This window comes from Arthrobacter sp. NPDC058288, from assembly GCF_042880995.1.
GTDB lineage: Bacteria > Actinomycetota > Actinomycetes > Actinomycetales > Micrococcaceae > Arthrobacter.
This window is the reverse complement of record NZ_JBHVYH010000008.1, coordinates 52030-67903: the sequence shown is the minus strand read 5'-3', so window position 1 is coordinate 67903 and position 15874 is coordinate 52030. Positions and strand designations below refer to the sequence as shown.

At 62.5% G+C, this 15874-nt stretch carries 12 protein-coding genes; 7 read left to right on the top strand and 5 right to left on the bottom strand.

Features of this window, described 5'->3' with window-relative positions:
* Positions 1-20 precede the first annotated feature (20 nt).
* The 5 genes from ACFVWT_RS18535 (at position 21) to ACFVWT_RS18515 (ending at position 4834) form a co-directional block, all read left to right on the top strand.
* Positions 21-1421, top strand: a complete 1401-nt coding sequence (locus tag ACFVWT_RS18535; protein WP_390250382.1) for a hypothetical protein — start codon at positions 21-23, stop codon at positions 1419-1421.
* Positions 1422-1632: 211 nt separating this feature from the next.
* Positions 1633-2361 (top strand): hypothetical protein, encoded by a 729-nt coding sequence (locus ACFVWT_RS18530; RefSeq protein ID WP_390250380.1) that lies wholly within the window; start codon positions 1633-1635, stop codon positions 2359-2361.
* Positions 2362-2376: 15 nt separating this feature from the next.
* The gene (locus ACFVWT_RS18525) at positions 2377-2697 is read left to right on the top strand and encodes a hypothetical protein (protein ID WP_390250378.1); all 321 of its coding nucleotides are present in this window, start codon (positions 2377-2379) and stop codon (positions 2695-2697) included.
* 106 nt (positions 2698-2803) lie between these two features.
* Positions 2804-3952, top strand: coding sequence for a tyrosine/phenylalanine carboxypeptidase domain-containing protein (locus tag ACFVWT_RS18520; protein WP_390250376.1), 1149 nt, complete (start codon positions 2804-2806; stop codon positions 3950-3952).
* A gap of 135 nt (positions 3953-4087) precedes the next feature.
* Positions 4088-4834, top strand: a complete 747-nt coding sequence (locus tag ACFVWT_RS18515; RefSeq protein ID WP_390250374.1) for a hypothetical protein — start codon at positions 4088-4090, stop codon at positions 4832-4834.
* Between the two features lie 48 nt (positions 4835-4882).
* Here the strand turns inward: ACFVWT_RS18515 and ACFVWT_RS18510 are convergent, their stop codons facing one another.
* Both ACFVWT_RS18510 and ACFVWT_RS18505 read right to left on the bottom strand, forming a co-directional pair.
* Positions 4883-6106: a hypothetical protein gene (locus tag ACFVWT_RS18510; protein ID WP_390250372.1), complete on the bottom strand. Its 1224-nt coding sequence runs from the start codon at positions 6104-6106 to the stop codon at positions 4883-4885.
* Positions 6093-7082: a hypothetical protein gene (locus tag ACFVWT_RS18505; RefSeq protein ID WP_390250370.1), complete on the bottom strand. Its 990-nt coding sequence runs from the start codon at positions 7080-7082 to the stop codon at positions 6093-6095. The genes ACFVWT_RS18510 and ACFVWT_RS18505 overlap by 14 nt, the downstream gene beginning before the upstream one ends.
* Positions 7083-7380: 298 nt before the next feature.
* On the opposite strand from ACFVWT_RS18505, the gene ACFVWT_RS18500 reads away from it, so the two are divergent.
* Complete coding sequence (locus ACFVWT_RS18500) at positions 7381-7548, top strand: hypothetical protein (protein WP_390250368.1); 168 nt, start codon at positions 7381-7383, stop codon at positions 7546-7548.
* A gap of 1993 nt (positions 7549-9541) precedes the next feature.
* Here ACFVWT_RS18500 and mobF read toward each other — a convergent pair.
* Positions 9542-14146: a MobF family relaxase gene (mobF, locus tag ACFVWT_RS18495; protein ID WP_390250366.1), complete on the bottom strand. Its 4605-nt coding sequence runs from the start codon at positions 14144-14146 to the stop codon at positions 9542-9544.
* 492 nt (positions 14147-14638) lie between these two features.
* On the opposite strand from mobF, the gene ACFVWT_RS18490 reads away from it, so the two are divergent.
* On the top strand, positions 14639-15049 hold the full coding sequence (locus tag ACFVWT_RS18490; protein ID WP_390250364.1) for a hypothetical protein: 411 nt from the start codon (positions 14639-14641) through the stop codon (positions 15047-15049).
* 74 nt (positions 15050-15123) lie between these two features.
* Here ACFVWT_RS18490 and ACFVWT_RS18485 read toward each other — a convergent pair whose 3' ends face one another.
* Entirely contained in the window at positions 15124-15315 is a 192-nt protein-coding gene (locus tag ACFVWT_RS18485) for a hypothetical protein (RefSeq protein ID WP_390250362.1), read from the bottom strand.
* A 298-nt stretch (positions 15316-15613) separates the two neighbouring features.
* Entirely contained in the window at positions 15614-15871 is a 258-nt protein-coding gene (locus ACFVWT_RS18480; protein ID WP_390250360.1) for a chemotaxis protein, read from the bottom strand.
* Positions 15872-15874: the final 3 nt, after the last annotated feature.

Genomic DNA, 15874 nt, shown 5'->3' with positions numbered 1-15874 from the left:
CCGGAAAGGACGGTATAGCCGTGGATAGCACCCTCGAGAAACTGAGGAATGACCCGTACATCTCTGACATGAACGCCATCCAAGGACCGACACTGGACGAACGGATGGACCAGGCCCGCATCAACGACGCCTGGTACCAGGACGGCCTGGAAGACGCCCAACGCAACGTTTACGACGTACACAGTTTCGCCAAGGACCGGGCACTCGTAACTGAGCTGAAGGCCTGGACAACACTGCAGGAAGACAGCGGGGCCGCCCTGAACCGTCAGCGCCGCGACGAACAGTCAGCCGCTGACATCATCAGCTCGATCCATGCCTCAGCCGCCATGGCTGCGTCGGCGTATGAGGCCGGACGGGAACACTCGTTCAAGGCCGGCAAGCATGCCGAAGAGGGGCTTGCGGCACTCACAAACCCCGCCAGCCCCGCCTACGTCGAAGGCGCCGACCGGAAAACGGACCCCAACTCGAGCGAAGCAGGACTCAAGCCTAAGTGGTGGCAGAGCATCGGTGCCCTGATCGTACTCGGACTGCTGGTTGAATGCGCCCTGGCCGTGTGGTCGTTTCAAGTTCTCGGCGAAGACATGGGTATCACCTCGTCACTGGCCATCACGGTAGCGCTCGTCTCGGTCTTCATCCCGATATACGCCGGCCGGGTGTTTCGCGACCCTTCGGCCGACAAGACCAAGCGGTCAGCCGCCTGGGCTTCCTTGGGCTTCCTGGCCCTCGTCATTCTCGGCGCGGCATGGATGCGGTACGTCAAAATGGAACCAAAAGTCGCTCTGAAACTATCGGCGGACGCAGAAGGCAACGACATCGTCGTGCAAACTCCGACGATCCAGGTCGACGGTTCCCCCACCGCCCCCGTCGAGACTGCCCCCCAGCTGTCCGGCTGGGTCATCGCTATCCTGTTCGTCTTCTCCATCGCCGTGCCGCTGGCAATGTCCATGATCATCCTGCTCGCGGAGCTCAGCGACAAGACCTCGGCCCTCGCAGACGTTCGTTACCGCCGCATTCAGGCCGCGATTGCGCAAGCCGAGCTGGATGAGCTCACGGCCATCAATGTGAAGGCTCAGCGCAAGGCAGCGGTCGCTCACCACAACCTTGAGGTCATCCGCGAGGCCACCGAAAACTATCTCAGGACTCTGCCCGCCCTCGTCGCTCAAAACTACCTGTCCCGTATTTCCGGAATGGCGCGCGGCATGGCGAACCCTGCCGTCACTTCCTGCCTCGAAGAATGCAGCGAGGCGTTCCTGGAGCGGTTCCAGCTAAAGGCGGAAAAACTCGTCGAGGAGCAGCTCGGCTTCCTCCGACCAACCTACGAAATGCCGGACCCCCTTCGCATCTGGGTCGACGACGACGGGTTCACCCGGGTGAAGACACCGGCCTCGCAGTCCCCACGGGAAGAAACAGACCATGCCTAGGACGTGGCTGTGGTTCATGCGCACCAAACCGGAACCAGCAACATCAGCAGACGCCGGTCCCCCCTGTCCGGGCTGTACCGGCACCTTGAAGGGCTGTGAACAGTGTGACGGCGACTGGCGCACGCTTGGTTGCACGTCCTGCCGTGCAGGTTTTCTCTGCAGCTCGTGCCACAAGTTCTGGATTCTCAACTAGCAAGACCTGAAAGGACTGATGAACATGTTTGAGGACATCGAAAGCACCCCGGAGCTCTTGCCTGGCGCTCCCACCATGGCGCCGGCACTGTCGGCGCGTGAAGCCAAATCGGCCCGACGACGAGGAAAATCGGATGCCCGGTCGGTGCCAGACCGCCATGGCCACCACTCCGCGACGAGATCCTTCGCGGCCGAAGTCGACAGGATCGAAGCCTTGATCCATGCCGCCCTCGTCGATGAAGTGTCCCGACTCGACACCCGAATTTCCCGTGGCGAGGCCGAGCTGCGGGTCATCGGAGCCGCCCCGGCCCCCGCGCAACCGCAGCCGACAGGCTATGACCCTGCCGACGGGAGCGCCGGCGCCCGAAATGCACGCAGGGACCATGGTGCGGCAAGTTCAGGTGCCATGGCCGCCGAAAGCGCGCAACGGCGGAAGCTAGAAACCCTCTCCGCCGATTTGGCTGAAATGATTGCGCGTCGGCACCGCGTACACGATAGGGCCGCAGCGATACTGCAGTCATGGCAGGCACGATTCTTGGCTCTCGCGGCCGCGCACCGCGGCGGCTTCACCCACCGCCTGACACGGCGCTGGCCCCGGCCTCGTCTCATCCTGCAGGATCTGGGGCCGTTGCCCGAACCCAGGCATGAGGCAACGCACGGATGGGCGGTCGGGGACCAACTGCCCATCACGATGACTACCTCACTGCCCAATGAAAACCCGTCCGTGGTCTGGACCCGGATACCCTGACAGGAAGGCAAAACAATGATTCTTATCTTTTCTGACGACAAGGCTGGCGTCGTTCTCGAAGAAATCGGACAACTCCAGCGGCAAGTCGAAGCAGGCAGCTTCCACTCCGCCACGGGTCAGGACATCTGCGAAAGAGCCGACGCCGTGGCCGAATACTTCGTCGCACGCGGCAACAACAACGTGTACGAGCCCCTCATCAAACCCCTCATGGAGTGGGCCATTTATGCGCTGGCACCGAAATTCCTCATGGATGCAGGTCCCGACGGAGCGGCGAATCGTGCCATCTACAGCGCCATCGTCGAACTCCACGGCAGGTACGAGCACCTGAAACGCTAACGCCATGTGGAATACGGTCATCTGACACATCATGCCTCAAAAATGGCGTGATTGACCCGGTCGCGAAGGCCAGAAGCGGCCTGATGGTCACAACGAGGAGAGCACGATGCAGAACAAGATTGTGGACGCCCTGCGGGGCGTCGCAAAACGCCATAGCGCGGCGAACTGGACGAACCCATCCCGCGCGGCCCAGCACCGGCACATACTGACCAGGTGCCTGGAAGAAGGCCAACAGGAGTACCCGGAGCGTTTCGACTATCCGGAGTTCGACCTTCGCGCCTACCTGGGGGACTTGTCAGAGGTGAAAGAGTTCATCGACGCTGAAGCTCCGGAGCGTTTTCGGTCTGCGCTGTCCAGCGATCTGGCCAGAATGGCGGCACGCGCCACCTCCCTCAGCGAAGGGGACTTGGCGTACGCGCGCGCCGCCCCGACAATCGACGGCCTGCCCGACGAGACAGTCCTCGAACGAGCCCGGGCGCTGCTTCGCGTTCCGGTGGAGGACGCCACAGATGCAGACGAAGGGACTGTCAGCGCCGAAACCATTGCTGAGCGGATGCGAACAGCTTTGGATAATTACGGACTGCAGGAGTGGACTGTGGACATCAACGAGTCAATGGCTGCCAAAGCGAGCGTCAACGGAACGCGAAAGCGTCTCCGTATCCGTCAAGGCATCGTTCTGAGCGAACGAGCCGTTGATCGTCTGATCGTGCACGAAATCGGCGGACACGTTCTTCGATGGGCCAACGCGGAAATCCAGCCGGAGCCCCTCGCCGGGCTCAGCATAGGAACTTCGACGTTGACGGATGAAGGGTTGGCCCTCTGGGAAGAGACCCGCGCAGGGCTTAGTGATCCGTACATGGAGCGGCTCTATGCCGCCCGTGCCATTGCAGTGGACGCCGCCCAGACCCAAGGCATCCTCGATGTCGCCAGACTGGTCGAACCGGCCGTCGGCCTGCCGGCCGCAGCCGAAATAGCCCTTCGGGTCAAACGCGGGCTCCGGAACCCGAATGCCCCCGGCGGGCTCACCAAAGACTGGGCCTACCTCGGCGGCTTGATCAAAATCGGAGAAGTGTTGGGAACCGGTGGCGAAACTCTGGACATCCTGCGCGTGACGAAATGGTCCGTCGACCATCTCGACCTGGCCAGATCCCTGCGCGAGGAAGGACTTCTGACCGAACCGCGATTTGCCGCGGACGCCAATCGGCTGGCCTTGGGGCAGCAGCCCCTCGGCAATAGGCAGCGACTTGAAAACTGAGCAGGCGGGCGTATCGTGGGCTTCGCGGCTGTCCGCATCAGTCCGACCAAGGAGGGACAGTCGGCGTCGACGCCCATGTCGCAGTCGGCGACGCAACGATGCTGCCCTGGCACGGACACCGCCGGAGGGAGGGTAATGGTCTGGATTGAATGGGAAGACGGCTCGGTAAGGCTTCCGGCAGCTGATTACGCGCGCGTCCGCCAGGAAGTCATGCGCGCCGACCAAACGCACAAAGACAAGGTGTTGAGTATCGCCCGTGACTTCTGGCGAACCCTTGACGACCTCGAAACAACAGACCGTTCAGCGTACTTCAGGGCGCAACGGGACTTTTTCCGCATACAGGCCACAGAATCCGGAACTGCACAGGAAGTCCTCGACGACAGCTTTGAGAGGACCAGCCTGTGGGGGCAGGAACAACCCCGTAGCTTGCTCCGAGCTGACATGGACTACCCCACGGAAGATACAAATGCCTTTGATGTCGGGCGCGCGCAGATCGTCTTCGACCCGGCACTAGTTGGCGTCCGTTGGAGTGTCCCGGCGGGGCGCGAAGCAGCCGAGTTGGCGCACCGCCATTCCATCGCGCGAACCCTCTTCGCAGCTCTCCGGCAAGTCCAATGGACCGCGGGGACTGGTGGATGGATCGAAGGGAACGACGACGCCAACCGAGACTACGGTGCCGGTGGTGTCCTACGTCCCGCCTACATTTCAGTAGCCTGGGGACCCCGCGGGGCCAATGCATACCCGTTGTCATGCGAACCCTACAGAGATGCATCTGGACGCGAAATTACGCGCCAAGCACTGGACGCCTCTGAGATGCTCAAAGGTCCGCCGGAAGCTTCCCCCGCCCATCGTGGTCAAAGCCCGGACGCTTCTTCGGCGTAGTCACCGCCAATCACGGTTGCGGCCCAAAGAAATTTCGGTCCCCCACTTCTATCCTCTGCCAAGCCATTTGGACGCCCGGACGGGCTCTGGAACGGCCGGGAGATTTAAATCGAGTGCCATGTGGACCCAATACGCTTCATGCTCCTTCAGAAGTACATCAAGGTCCCGCTGTGTGAACTGGTAGTCCCCCGTCTGCGGTGGATGCTTGGCCGTCGCGGCGATGATGACCCTGCTCCGTGCCCGATAGACATCCGGCGAGGTTCCAGCGAACCCTTTTGCCGCATCGATGCATGCCCTGGCGATGAGATCGGCCTGGTCTGTCTTGCCGAGGGCTAAGTGGATTCGTGCCCGGAGACACAGCGCGGCCGCAACAGGACGGGATATTTCGCCGAAAATTTCGGAACGCACTTGATGCAGCTTCACGATCAGGTCGAGGGCGCTCGGGTGATCCTCCAAACCATCCAATCCCGGTCTCAGCCGTATGCGGCCAATACTCGCGTCCGTGAGATGACCTTCCCGCTTACGGTAAAGCTGCGCCCCGGGCGAGTCATCCCCGGCCGCCGGCCTTTTGCCCCGTTCAACGAAGGCAACCAGGTGCCAGAGGAAGTGCTGTACCGAAACCAGGGTGAGCGGATGTCTCGCACCATACCGTTTCTTCCGGAACTCGTGCTCCTGGCAGATGATCTCGGCGCCTTCGTCGTAGTCCGAGTCCGAACCGCGTTCGCGCATGGCGCTGGCGAGGTTGAGCTGAGCGATAGTGGTCGCGAATGAACCTTCGGTCGGATGGTTCTGTGCAATATGTTCTTTAAGTCGTGCCACCCGGGCATCAGCATCCAGAAAGTGTGCCGCAGATACTAAGGCTTGGTCGATTCTTCGAAGCATTCGCGGGTCGTTATCACGGAGTCCAGCTTCCCTGGCCCAGCTCAACATCAGATTTCGACGGGCGACATTCTGCTCTTTTCCAAGGTATCCAGGCCCTTCTCCAATGACGTTGAGGAGATCCAATACCAGGAGCGCACGGGCACGGGAAACCGGCGAATCACCGTTGAACGGTCCGGCATGGTCCGGCAGAAAGATTTCGACGACGCCGCTGTTGTCCACATCGGAGGGCAGGATCTCAGACAACAGGCCGCGTGCGTCCCGCAAAGCCAGTTCGGACTTGCCGGGTTCCTTCTTCCAGGTTCCTTGGATAGCCTCCGTTCGGCCGGCGACACGGCCGAGTTTGTATGTCTCCTGGATTTCCCTGAGTAGTTTCGGATCAAACGAACTCATTTTGGCTCTCCCCCTGCTGGCTCAGCTTCAAAATGGTTTCGAGGTGCTGAGAAATGACGCCGATCCTCTCGTACATGGCACGCACTTCTGCCGGGTCCACTTTCACGTTTTTGGCGAGTATGTCCGCGGCCAGCCGGTAATACATCGAAAGCTCGTGATCCGTTCCTTCCAGGCCCTGCGCCGAAATCCTCAGATGTTGCGCCAGAGCCTTGGACTGGTGGGGACGGATCGAATTGTAGGCCGTAAGAACGCTCAGCGTCGGATCACGGCGCCGTTGAGCGACCGCCAACGAAAGGCTGTCGACGAGGACCTTCGCGGTACCCGCAGCGGCCTTCCTCGCCGGACTCGACGACTCCCGCTCACCGCTGTCGATAATCGATGCAACATCGTTCACCGCATAGTCAGGGAACCTCACCTCTGACATCGACTTCGCCAAGGCCCTGGGAAGGGTCTGCGCGGCGTCGAATACAGCCGAGCCGTTACCCCTCCCTGCCCGCGCTTCTTCATTCGTCGCCCGGGCCAACTCCGGCCAGTCGTCAGCCCAGCGGAGCAACGCTCGAAGGTATCCCCGGACCATCGAATCCACCCCGGGCTGCAGCCGGGCGAACTGGTCTTTGAGCCCGTCACGATACAGCAGGAATGTTCCCCGTCGGGCCATCACGAGCAACTTCGTCGTCGGCCCGGCACCGGCGACATGACCGACGGCGCTCCCTTCAGCTACAAAAGGAGACTTGGAATTGATTTTGTCATCCAGAGCAAAATCGGGAAGGCCCAGCATCCCCATCCCGCTGAGCTCCCGAAGATGAGTATTGACGCTGCTTGCCGAAGGCATGCTGAACGCTCTCTTATTCTCCAGATGCTCCCGAAGTCTCAGGCGGCCCAGATACGACAGCATCAGAAAGTGCGGAAATAAATGCGCTGACTCCTTCTCCCGGAGCACTTTTATATCCTTATTGTCATCCAACAGCTTGTGCACTCAGCCGTACCCCATTTCCGAACCAGCCCAGGTCCTAGCGGAATAATGTCAGGTTTGCCGTGCCCGCGCGACTGTGTGACTTGACAATCCCGTCATTTTTGCTTTGATGACCTGCCGGCCTTGCCAGGATGAAAACCAGTCCCGCAACGCAGCCCCGCAACACCAATCCTTGCGGAATTCACGCTTGTCTTCCGCAAAAATTCATCAAATCAAAACTGCTTCTCAACCGGCCCCTGAGAGGGGTTTGTATGGAGACATCAAGCCGCACCCGACACGGCCTGAACCAAAGGAGACGACAATGTTTGATACCCCGCCCCCGGCCCAGATCATCCAGGCATCCCAGGAGGTCCAGGAACGCTACATCAAAGAACAGGAGCGCCTCCGCAAGAGGGCCGAAGAAGAACGTAAGAGGCAGATTGACGCAGAAAACCGTCGAAAGCTTGCGCAAACTCAGCAACTGAAGTAGCTGAGCCCTAGTTCGGCAAGGTGGGGGTGCTCCAGAGACTCTGGAGCACCCCCCACTTATGCCACGATCAAGTTGGATTCACGGTCTCCACACACCACCTTGGCCGGGTCAACATCCATGGGTCAAAGCGGCTCAGAGCAGTGGGGCCTACGCCAGCCATCACGTCGTCGGGCCAGGGGCAGATGAAGCGTTCCGAACTCGTCTTCAATCCGGAATGATCGGTCGCCGCCGTGCCCTAGGCATGAACGCACACCAAACGCATCCGACACCTGCTCGACAACCAATTCCACCTTTGATACGAGAGCACGGTCCCCTCGGGCGAGACAGTCGCTCCTGGCGCATCATTCTTCGGGCACAGCAGAGCCAGACCGATCCACCCACCCGGTAATCGGTTGCACGTGGCGGCACAACCCCGCACCTTCACAGCCAACGCATCACGTGCCTCAGCCGGCACGACGTTTACGGTTCCAGACCCTCATATCGGTGTGACTGTCGACGGTGGCCACTATGACAGAGAAAACGATTGCGCTACGACTAAGAAGGCAGACCGCAGCGATCTCACTTCTCCTGAGGGGAAGTTGTCAGTGCCGTGCTCACACGGCCCGAAATGCCATGCTGTGAGCATGGTTCCGTGCGGGGAAAGGACACTTCTCTCTCATGAGAGATACACGGCCTTGGACCCTCCGCTGCGCCTCCCGGACAGAGAAAAGCACTGCTGAACTGGGTTGCTGCGGGGGTGAAAGTAGTTGATCTTGGCAATTGTCGGGGTCCACCACCGCCGCAGCAATCGTCAAGGAATAATCGCGCCCACTTCGTGAAATTAAGGCATGAGCTCCCGCCCCGGGCAGGTCATCATCGGCTGCGGGAAGTGTGCGGGTTGGCTGCAAAGCGCTCCCTGAAAGACAGCCGCCGATCTCACACGTAGGTGCACCGCACCCGCGTTTCAGGTGGCTTCGATTTTCCCGATTTCTGCGGTATCGAGTCTGGCTATCCGCTCAAAATAGGTACTTTTGACTGCCGACCACCTAGGCCGCCTTAGCAGCGTTCAAATAGTGGAAGTGGACGGCCCACCCCGGACGATCACGATGAAAAACCGAACAGCTAAGGAGCCCAAAATGCATTCCACAAAGTACTTGAAGTTCAAGACAGCACTGACCGCGCTCGTAGTCACGACGCTCCTGCTGGTCGGAGTCAGCAGTCCGGCCACAGCCGCACAGCCTCTGCACTCAGCGGTTTCAGCCGTCCAGCCAACCACCGTTCACGTGAGCACGATAACCCCCGGCTCAGGGCTCTGCGTTAGCGCCATCAACGGTAGCCGGGCGAGCGTCTACGTCGCCGCCTTTGCACTTGGATACTGCCCCACTTGGTCGTTCCTTCAGACACCTTGGGGCAGGAACGCAGTGAACTGGGCCCTCAACTACTACTGCAAGGTTCCCTGGCTGGTACGTGCAGCCACGTGGGGTCAATACTCACGTTGCTAACAGGGCACCTCGCCAAAAACCCCAGAGGACGCTTGGCCGGACACTCCAGCCAAGCGTCCTCTGCTGTCCGGCCTCCCTTAAGTTCCCAGCAAGTTCCACGTACCGCAACCTTCTTCGAGGCGCGACGGCGCCCATCGTGAGGTGCCCGTGCGAACCGCAGCTGCGCCGGCCGGGCCGAGGCAGGCTGATGGGCTGGTCCATCCGAGGCTAGTGCTGGTAGATGTCCCGCCGGTGGCCCATGGCGACAACCAGGACAATCAGCTCACCGAAGCCGTGAAGTTCACACACAACCGTCTACCAGTCGATGCGATGCGTGAAAGCTTTGTTGCCGGAAAGCTCACGGGATTCATCCTGAAACCGGCCGGAGTTCTCATGGAGGGCGAATGGAGCAGGAACTCTGGAAGCGGCCGCGAATCACAGCGGCACCCGCGTCAGGGAACTGATTCATTCGCGCGAGGAAACCGAAGGGCACGGAACGTATGTTCCGTGCCCTTCCTCGTGACCGGGCCCGGTCACAGACTCGGGCCCCGCCGGCCGTGGTCGGGTGCGGCGCTGGGGCCGCGGCGTTCTGCCCGTCGCTTGGCTTCCTGCGCGGCCTTTTCTTCCTGTGCCGCCTGGATCTCGTCCCCGGCGTTTGGTGCAGCGGTGCGGGCTGATTCGCGTTCCTGGCGTGCTTTTGCCAGGCGTTCCTTCAGCGACTCCTGGGCTTGCCCGGCCGTGGATTCTTCGGTTTGCCTGCGTGCGGCGATGTCCTTTAGTGCCTCGCTGACAGCCTGCGGAGCCTGCTCCTGGGCTGGCGCCCCCTGACGGGCTTCGCGGTTCTCACGGACCCGGCGGACCATGGCAGCGACACGTTCGGCCCGGTCCTGCTCCGGGGTCAGGGTCACGTCCTGTGAGCGTTCTTCACGCAGCCGGTCCACGACCTGTTCTGCCGGGGTAGGTTCGGTGGTCACTGTTGCCCCGACGTCGGCGGCGTCTGCCATGAGTGCCGCGTCGGCGGCCGACAGGGGTTCCTTCGCGGTCTGTGCGGAGTACTTGTGCATGGCCGTGACACGGGCGGACAGTTCGGCGCCGGTTCCCTTTTCGGTGTACCCGGCGGGCAGGACCGTCGTCTCCGTCTCCGGGATCCGGTAGGTGTCGCGGAAGGTTTTGACCTCCACGGCAAGGTCCCGCCATTGCTGCTGCCTGACGGTGTCGGACGGCACAGGCCCAAGAGCTTCGGCCCATGCCGGCGGGGCGGCGGCCAGCTGGGAACCGAGACGGTTGACCTCCTGGGCCATGACTTCGCGGCGTCCTTCGAGCTCCGTGCGCCACAGGGCGGGGGTGTCCTGGTGGGTGATGACATCGGCCGGTGCCATCCATGCCGGCAGACCGTCCGGGGCCGGGGCCTGTGCCACGGGCTCGGGTAGGCGCCGGCGGAGCATCTGTTCTGCTTCGATCCGGCGGAGGATCTGATCAGCTGCACGTACCCGGGGGGCGTTCTCGTCGCGGCGGTAGTTGGTGACAGCTCCGCGTTCGTAGGCTTCATCAGCACGGACCGGCCCGGGCATCAGCTCACGCAACGCTTTCTCCTTCTCCAGGGACCCGGCGAGCCAGCGGGCCTTGGCGGCCGCGGGAGCATCGTTGATCGTGGCATCGGTGCGCAGCTGTTCCTTGGCGCGGGTGATCCGTACCTCCAGGTCATCGTCGGTGACGTGGCCGTGGAGCCGGGACTGCCAGGGCGTTTCCGTGGTTTCCTTCCGCCACTGTCGGGCGAGGTCCTTTGCAGTGGGCGCGGCGGTGGCGGGGTTCTGTCCGGCGTTGGCCTGGGCGCGCATCAGTTCACTGACGGCCCGGCGCTGGAGGCGTGTCAGTGCTTCGTCGCTGACCGCTTCCAGTGGCCGGCGCACGGGTGCCTCGGCGCGGGTGCGCCAGTAGTCCAGCTTGTCCTCTACCCGCCAGGCCAGCACTGCTCCGACGTCCTGGGATTCCTCGAACGGGTCCCGTGCGGCGTCGGTCAGGAGGTTGGCAATGTTGAAGCCTTCGTTCTCGGCCTTGCGCAGGTGGGTGGCGATTGCACCCCAGGCGTCGGAGGCGATGAACGGCTGCGCTTGACCTTCGCCCAGGATGTTGCGGGCGGTGTTGGCCATGCGCAGTTCGTTGGCCTGGTCATCAATGTCTTTGTAGACGTTGACCATGTCCGGGAGCGCACGGGCTGCTGCCCGGGCGGCGTCGATCTGTTCGTGCGCGGTGAGGTTCGCGTCGTGGTTCCCGGCGACGGTGCGCAGCACGTCGGCAAGGGTTTCGCCTTCCTGGACTACGCCGTAGAGGTTGTTGGAGTCCCGCCCACGGGACGCGGCGACGTAGGCCAGGGAGCGGGAGAGACCCGAGCCGATCAGGGCGTGTGTGGTGTCGCAGGTCAGGCCCTGGGTGCGGTGGATGGTGGCGGCATATCCGAGCATCGTGTTCTCCCGCACGTACTGCGCGGGCAGGGTGATCGTTCCGGCGTGACCGTCATGTTTGGCGGTCAGGGACCCGTCGGCGTGGACCTCGGCGACGGTCCACACGTCGTTGTTTTTCACGAAGTCTTTGCCACGGTTCACGCTCAGGAGGCGGTTGTTTTGCCGGGTGACAATGACGTCCCCGGCCCGGGCGGCGAGTCCGTCGCGCAACGCTGCAGCCGGGCCGTCGGGCAGGGCGCCGGTGCCGAGCCGATAGGTCTGGGCGCGGGCGTTGAGTTCGGTGACGGTGACGTTATCGAACGCCATCATCACAGAGTGTTTACCGGCCGCGGTGTCCTTCTCCCATGCGGCGTAGACGTGGGAGGTCATCGTTTCGGCGTCCCCGCCGACCACGCGGCGGTTGGCCCGGTAGAACTCCCACGGGTCATCTTCGCCAACGGCCGGTGGTTCCCGGAGCGCCAGCGTGGCGGCGGCTTCGGCGGCGTTGGGGGTCCCGTCCTCGTTCCGGAAACGGTGCAGGTCCTCCAGGTGCACGGCCCCGACAGTGTTCTTCAGGTACCTCAGGGCGCCACCGGAGCCGACAGCGGAAAGCTGGTTGTCATCGCCCAGCGCGCGGACGACAGCGCCGTGCTGTTCAGCGATTGTGACGGCGGCCGCGAACAGCTGTGTGCCGACCATGCCGGCCTCATCAAGGAAGATCACGTCCCCCGGCAGGGGGATGACACGGTTCGGATTTTGCATCTGGTGTCCGAGGACAAAGGAGTCGATGGTACTGGCGTTTGCCCCGAGTTCCTTGCCCATGACTGCCGCTGCGGCGGCGGTGGGGGCAAGGCCGATGACGTTTCCGCCGGCGTGCCGGACCGTGTCAGCGGCGAGTTTCAAGGCGGTGGTCTTACCGGCACCGGCGGGGCCGACACCGACCACCAGGAGCTTGTCGCTGCACGCGAACTCCTGTGCCATGAGCAGCTGGCCGGCATCGAAAGTCTTGTCCTGTGCCCCTGCTGCGAGGTCAAAGGACTCCTGCGTGGCGGCGGGGATGACGCTGCGCTGGGCGGCGGTCAGTAACCGGTCTTCACTGTGGAGGACACCGGAGGAGGTGTAGAGGGTGGAGTGGACTTTGCCGTACCGGCTGGCACCGTTCTTCAGGCGCAGCGCCTCAATCTCGGAGGCCGGGTTGGCGGCGGTGATACGCAGAGAGAACTGGTCAATGGCGCGGGCCTTGACCTGTTCGATCAGGTCCTTGGGGATGGGCAGCTCACCGAACTTCGATCCCAGCCGGCGGCGCGTCTCAGCGTCGATGTGGTGTTCTCCCCATACGCCGCGGCTGCGCTCCAGTGTGTGGATGACACCGGCTGCCTCAATGGCCGGGTCCACTTCATCGGCGTGGGTGACGAGCGGCTTGCCTTCCCGTTCGGCGGCATCACGGGCGTCGTGGCGGTGGGCCTGTGCCTTCTCAACCGCTGCGGGGCCCACCACCATGCCGGGGACCTGGGAGAACTCTTCGGTCCATTCGGTCACCAGGTCCGAGAGCCTGCGGGCGGCCTTCTTCTCGGGCCGGGTATCCAGGGTGGCCCGCTGCGCGAGGGCGATCATCTGCTTCGTGTTCGGGGCGTAGCCGTGGTCCTCGGTGAACTGTTGGACCAGGTTGTCCAGGACGGGCTTGATGTCCCCGGAGCGGGAGGACCCTGCTTCGATGGCGGCGACGTCCACCCCGGCAATCTCGATCACGGGGCGGTCCCCGGACACTTTGCGTTCGGTGACTCCGACGCCGAGGCGGGTGCAGACTTTCTCCATGACGGTCCGGTTGTAATGCTCGGATGCGGCGACGTTGAACTGGTAGAGCAGGCGTCCGTCAAGACTGGACCACTTCCCGTCAGCGCCCATGACCTTGTTGGAAACTACGACGTGGTCGTGCAGCTGCGGGTCCCCGTTGCGTGAGTCGTAGTGCCGGAACGTGGTGTAGACGAGTCCGCCTTCGACGTCTTCCTGGCGGACACCGTTGCGGCCACGGCGGGTGAACGTGGCTTCCTTTTCGAGGAATTCCATGGTCTCTTCGATGGCTTCGTGGTGCGCTGCTTCGATCTGCTTCCGGGCATCATCTCCGCCCACGGCCCACAGGAGGGAGACGGATTTGGCGGGTGCGAAGACCAGGTCGTAGCCTGCGACGGTCTGTGATGCCGGCTTGGTCTGGGCGGTGATGAATCTGCCCAGTTCCTCCTTGTCGGCGGGGTTCCGGCCGTTGAGGTCGCGGAAGTACTGGGCGCCTTCCTTGGTGCGGATCAGACGGCGGTTGTCCGCGTCGGGCTTTTTGTGGTTCATCCGTTGGAAGTCACTGGTGGCGGTGTTGATGCGCTCCTGGAGCTCGTTATCCTTCTGCGTGGGCTTGCGGTAACGCTGCCCCAGGGCGACCTTCGCGGACGGGTCAGCTGCCAGTTTGGCAGCTGCGTCCGGGTGCAGCCCCTCACCGAACAGGGCCGCCATCTGGGCCTCGGATACCTCACCGGAAACGCCCAAGAGTGCAGCTCCGCCGCCGCCCCACTGACCCGGCGGGTTCCCGTCCACGGTGTAGTAATCGCCCAGGGAACGGTCCTTCGTGCGCAGCTCGTCACCGCTGGCGACTTCACGTGTGTAATACGTGTATCCGTCGCCGGCACTGAGCTTGTGCACGGTCATCATGACCCCAAGCATAGCGGCCGAGGGACCTCACTTGTCGATGATGCATAAGGTGTGACAGATATTGCGGTTTTTGGATTGTGGAATCGGTGACGGGAGGGACGAGCAAACTCGATGAAACAAGGAGAAAAGCGCAGGATCAGGCCATCAAGATTTTGATGCGGTTCTGCACATGAGAATGGGCTGTGGGTAACACGCTTTTCGTTATCCACAGTGCGTTCGATTGTGTGGAACCGCTACGGAATGTTTTGTCCACAGGTGGGCAGCAGAGAGACAGGTGTCCCTCTCGGAGCTGTCCAGGTGTGGGGAAACATTCCACGGCCAACCCGAGCATCGCGAGGTCCGATCCTGTAGGTTTGTCCGGGAGTGGACAATCCGCTGGGAACAGTTCGCGCGACAGCGAGGACCAAGCGGCGGCCACACCGGATGTGGGCCTGACCCTGCGCTAGCCGTTAGGTCTGTGCCACAGAAAAACCCAAGGGGAGGGACCAAGAAATGGCAGCACCACGGAAGTCCGCGCAGCAGTTGGCCGCACGTGAAAAGGCGCGGGCCAAAGCCCAGGAGCTCACCGCCCGCCACGAGAGACTGATCGACCTCGCGGCAGAGTTCTTCGAGCAGCAGGAGCAGGCTGACCAGGTGCGCGCCGAGGCGCAAGCCAAGGCTGACGCGATCCTGGCGAAGGCAGAGGAGGACGCCGAAGCGGCCACGCGGAGCGCCGCCGGCACAGTGGCGGCCATGGTGGCAGCCGGTGAAGCGAAGTCCGCAGTTGCTGCGCGTTTGGGACTCTCCGGCGCGGAAGTGAAGAAGATGCTCGACCTCCATGCGGCCGAACGCAGTGAGGCAACGCCCGCAACCGCCGGCGATACCCAGGGCGAAGATCAGCCCGCTGCTGCGCACGCCGCCTAGGCGCCACCCAGCACTCCCAAGAATGGTCCCCGGCAAACATTGCCGGGGACCATTTCCTTCTTTAGGGAAGCTGCCTAGAACAGAGTGGGTGCCTCTGGGTCGGCCCCGGTGATCAGGGCGCGGATGCGTTCCTCACGATCCCAGCCGTGAGCGCGGACCTCATCCCGCAGGAGGCGGGAGCGGTCAGCGAAAAGAGTGCGGGAGAGGCCACGCCAGCGGAACAAGGAACCGTTGGCGTCCCGTCCTTTGGCAAGGCGGTCAGCCATGTTCTCCCGGTTCGTTCCTGGATCCAGGTGCGTGTCAGCACCCATAGTGACGCGCACGCAGATGGGCACGTCGCATCGGTGCATCAAGGCGCCGAAGGATTCCATGGGAACGCCGTGGATCAGGTGGAACGCGAACCGATGAGGACGGACAGCCTGCGTACGTCCGTGAGAATTCAGCGTGAACCGCCCGTACCCGTCATCAGCCACGGCCGCGGCCCATAGCCAGCAGTCATTGGGGCGTGGGCCCCTAATCACCTTGGACCAGAATCGACCCTCCGGCGCAGTACTCATAGCTCCGTCACCAGCCGCGCCAGCGGAGTTCGAGTTTATTTGCTGCGAAAGAGAACCCGGCCATGAAGAGGAAGCCGGGGATGGCCTGGGCGAACCCTTGACCGATCCAGAAGCCGAACGCGGACAGCAGCGCAATGACGCCGGCGGCCTTGCAGAGGAAGATCAGGATGCCCTGGCCGGCAAGGACGGGATGGGTGAGTGCGTAGATGATCCAGCCCACCAGAGCCACAGATGCGAAAGCTGCCAGGAAGATAAATATGAACATGAT

Bases quoted from the DNA above. Each gene is read 5' to 3' on its own strand.
- mobF (WP_390250366.1), bottom strand. From the start codon at position 14,146: ATGATGACCGTGCACAAGCTCAGTGCCGGCGACGGATACACGTATTAC.
- ACFVWT_RS18510 (WP_390250372.1), bottom strand. From the start codon at position 6,106: ATGAGTTCGTTTGATCCGAAACTACTCAGGGAAATCCAGGAGACATAC.
- ACFVWT_RS18485 (WP_390250362.1), bottom strand. From the start codon at position 15,315: ATGGCTGACCGCCTTGCCAAAGGACGGGACGCCAACGGTTCCTTGTTC.
- ACFVWT_RS18500 (WP_390250368.1), top strand. From the start codon at position 7,381: ATGTTTGATACCCCGCCCCCGGCCCAGATCATCCAGGCATCCCAGGAG.
- ACFVWT_RS18480 (WP_390250360.1), bottom strand. From the start codon at position 15,871: ATGTTCATATTTATCTTCCTGGCAGCTTTCGCATCTGTGGCTCTGGTG.
- ACFVWT_RS18520 (WP_390250376.1), top strand. From the start codon at position 2,804: ATGCAGAACAAGATTGTGGACGCCCTGCGGGGCGTCGCAAAACGCCAT.
- ACFVWT_RS18525 (WP_390250378.1), top strand. From the start codon at position 2,377: ATGATTCTTATCTTTTCTGACGACAAGGCTGGCGTCGTTCTCGAAGAA.
- ACFVWT_RS18515 (WP_390250374.1), top strand. From the start codon at position 4,088: ATGGTCTGGATTGAATGGGAAGACGGCTCGGTAAGGCTTCCGGCAGCT.
- ACFVWT_RS18530 (WP_390250380.1), top strand. From the start codon at position 1,633: ATGAACATGTTTGAGGACATCGAAAGCACCCCGGAGCTCTTGCCTGGC.
- ACFVWT_RS18490 (WP_390250364.1), top strand. From the start codon at position 14,639: ATGGCAGCACCACGGAAGTCCGCGCAGCAGTTGGCCGCACGTGAAAAG.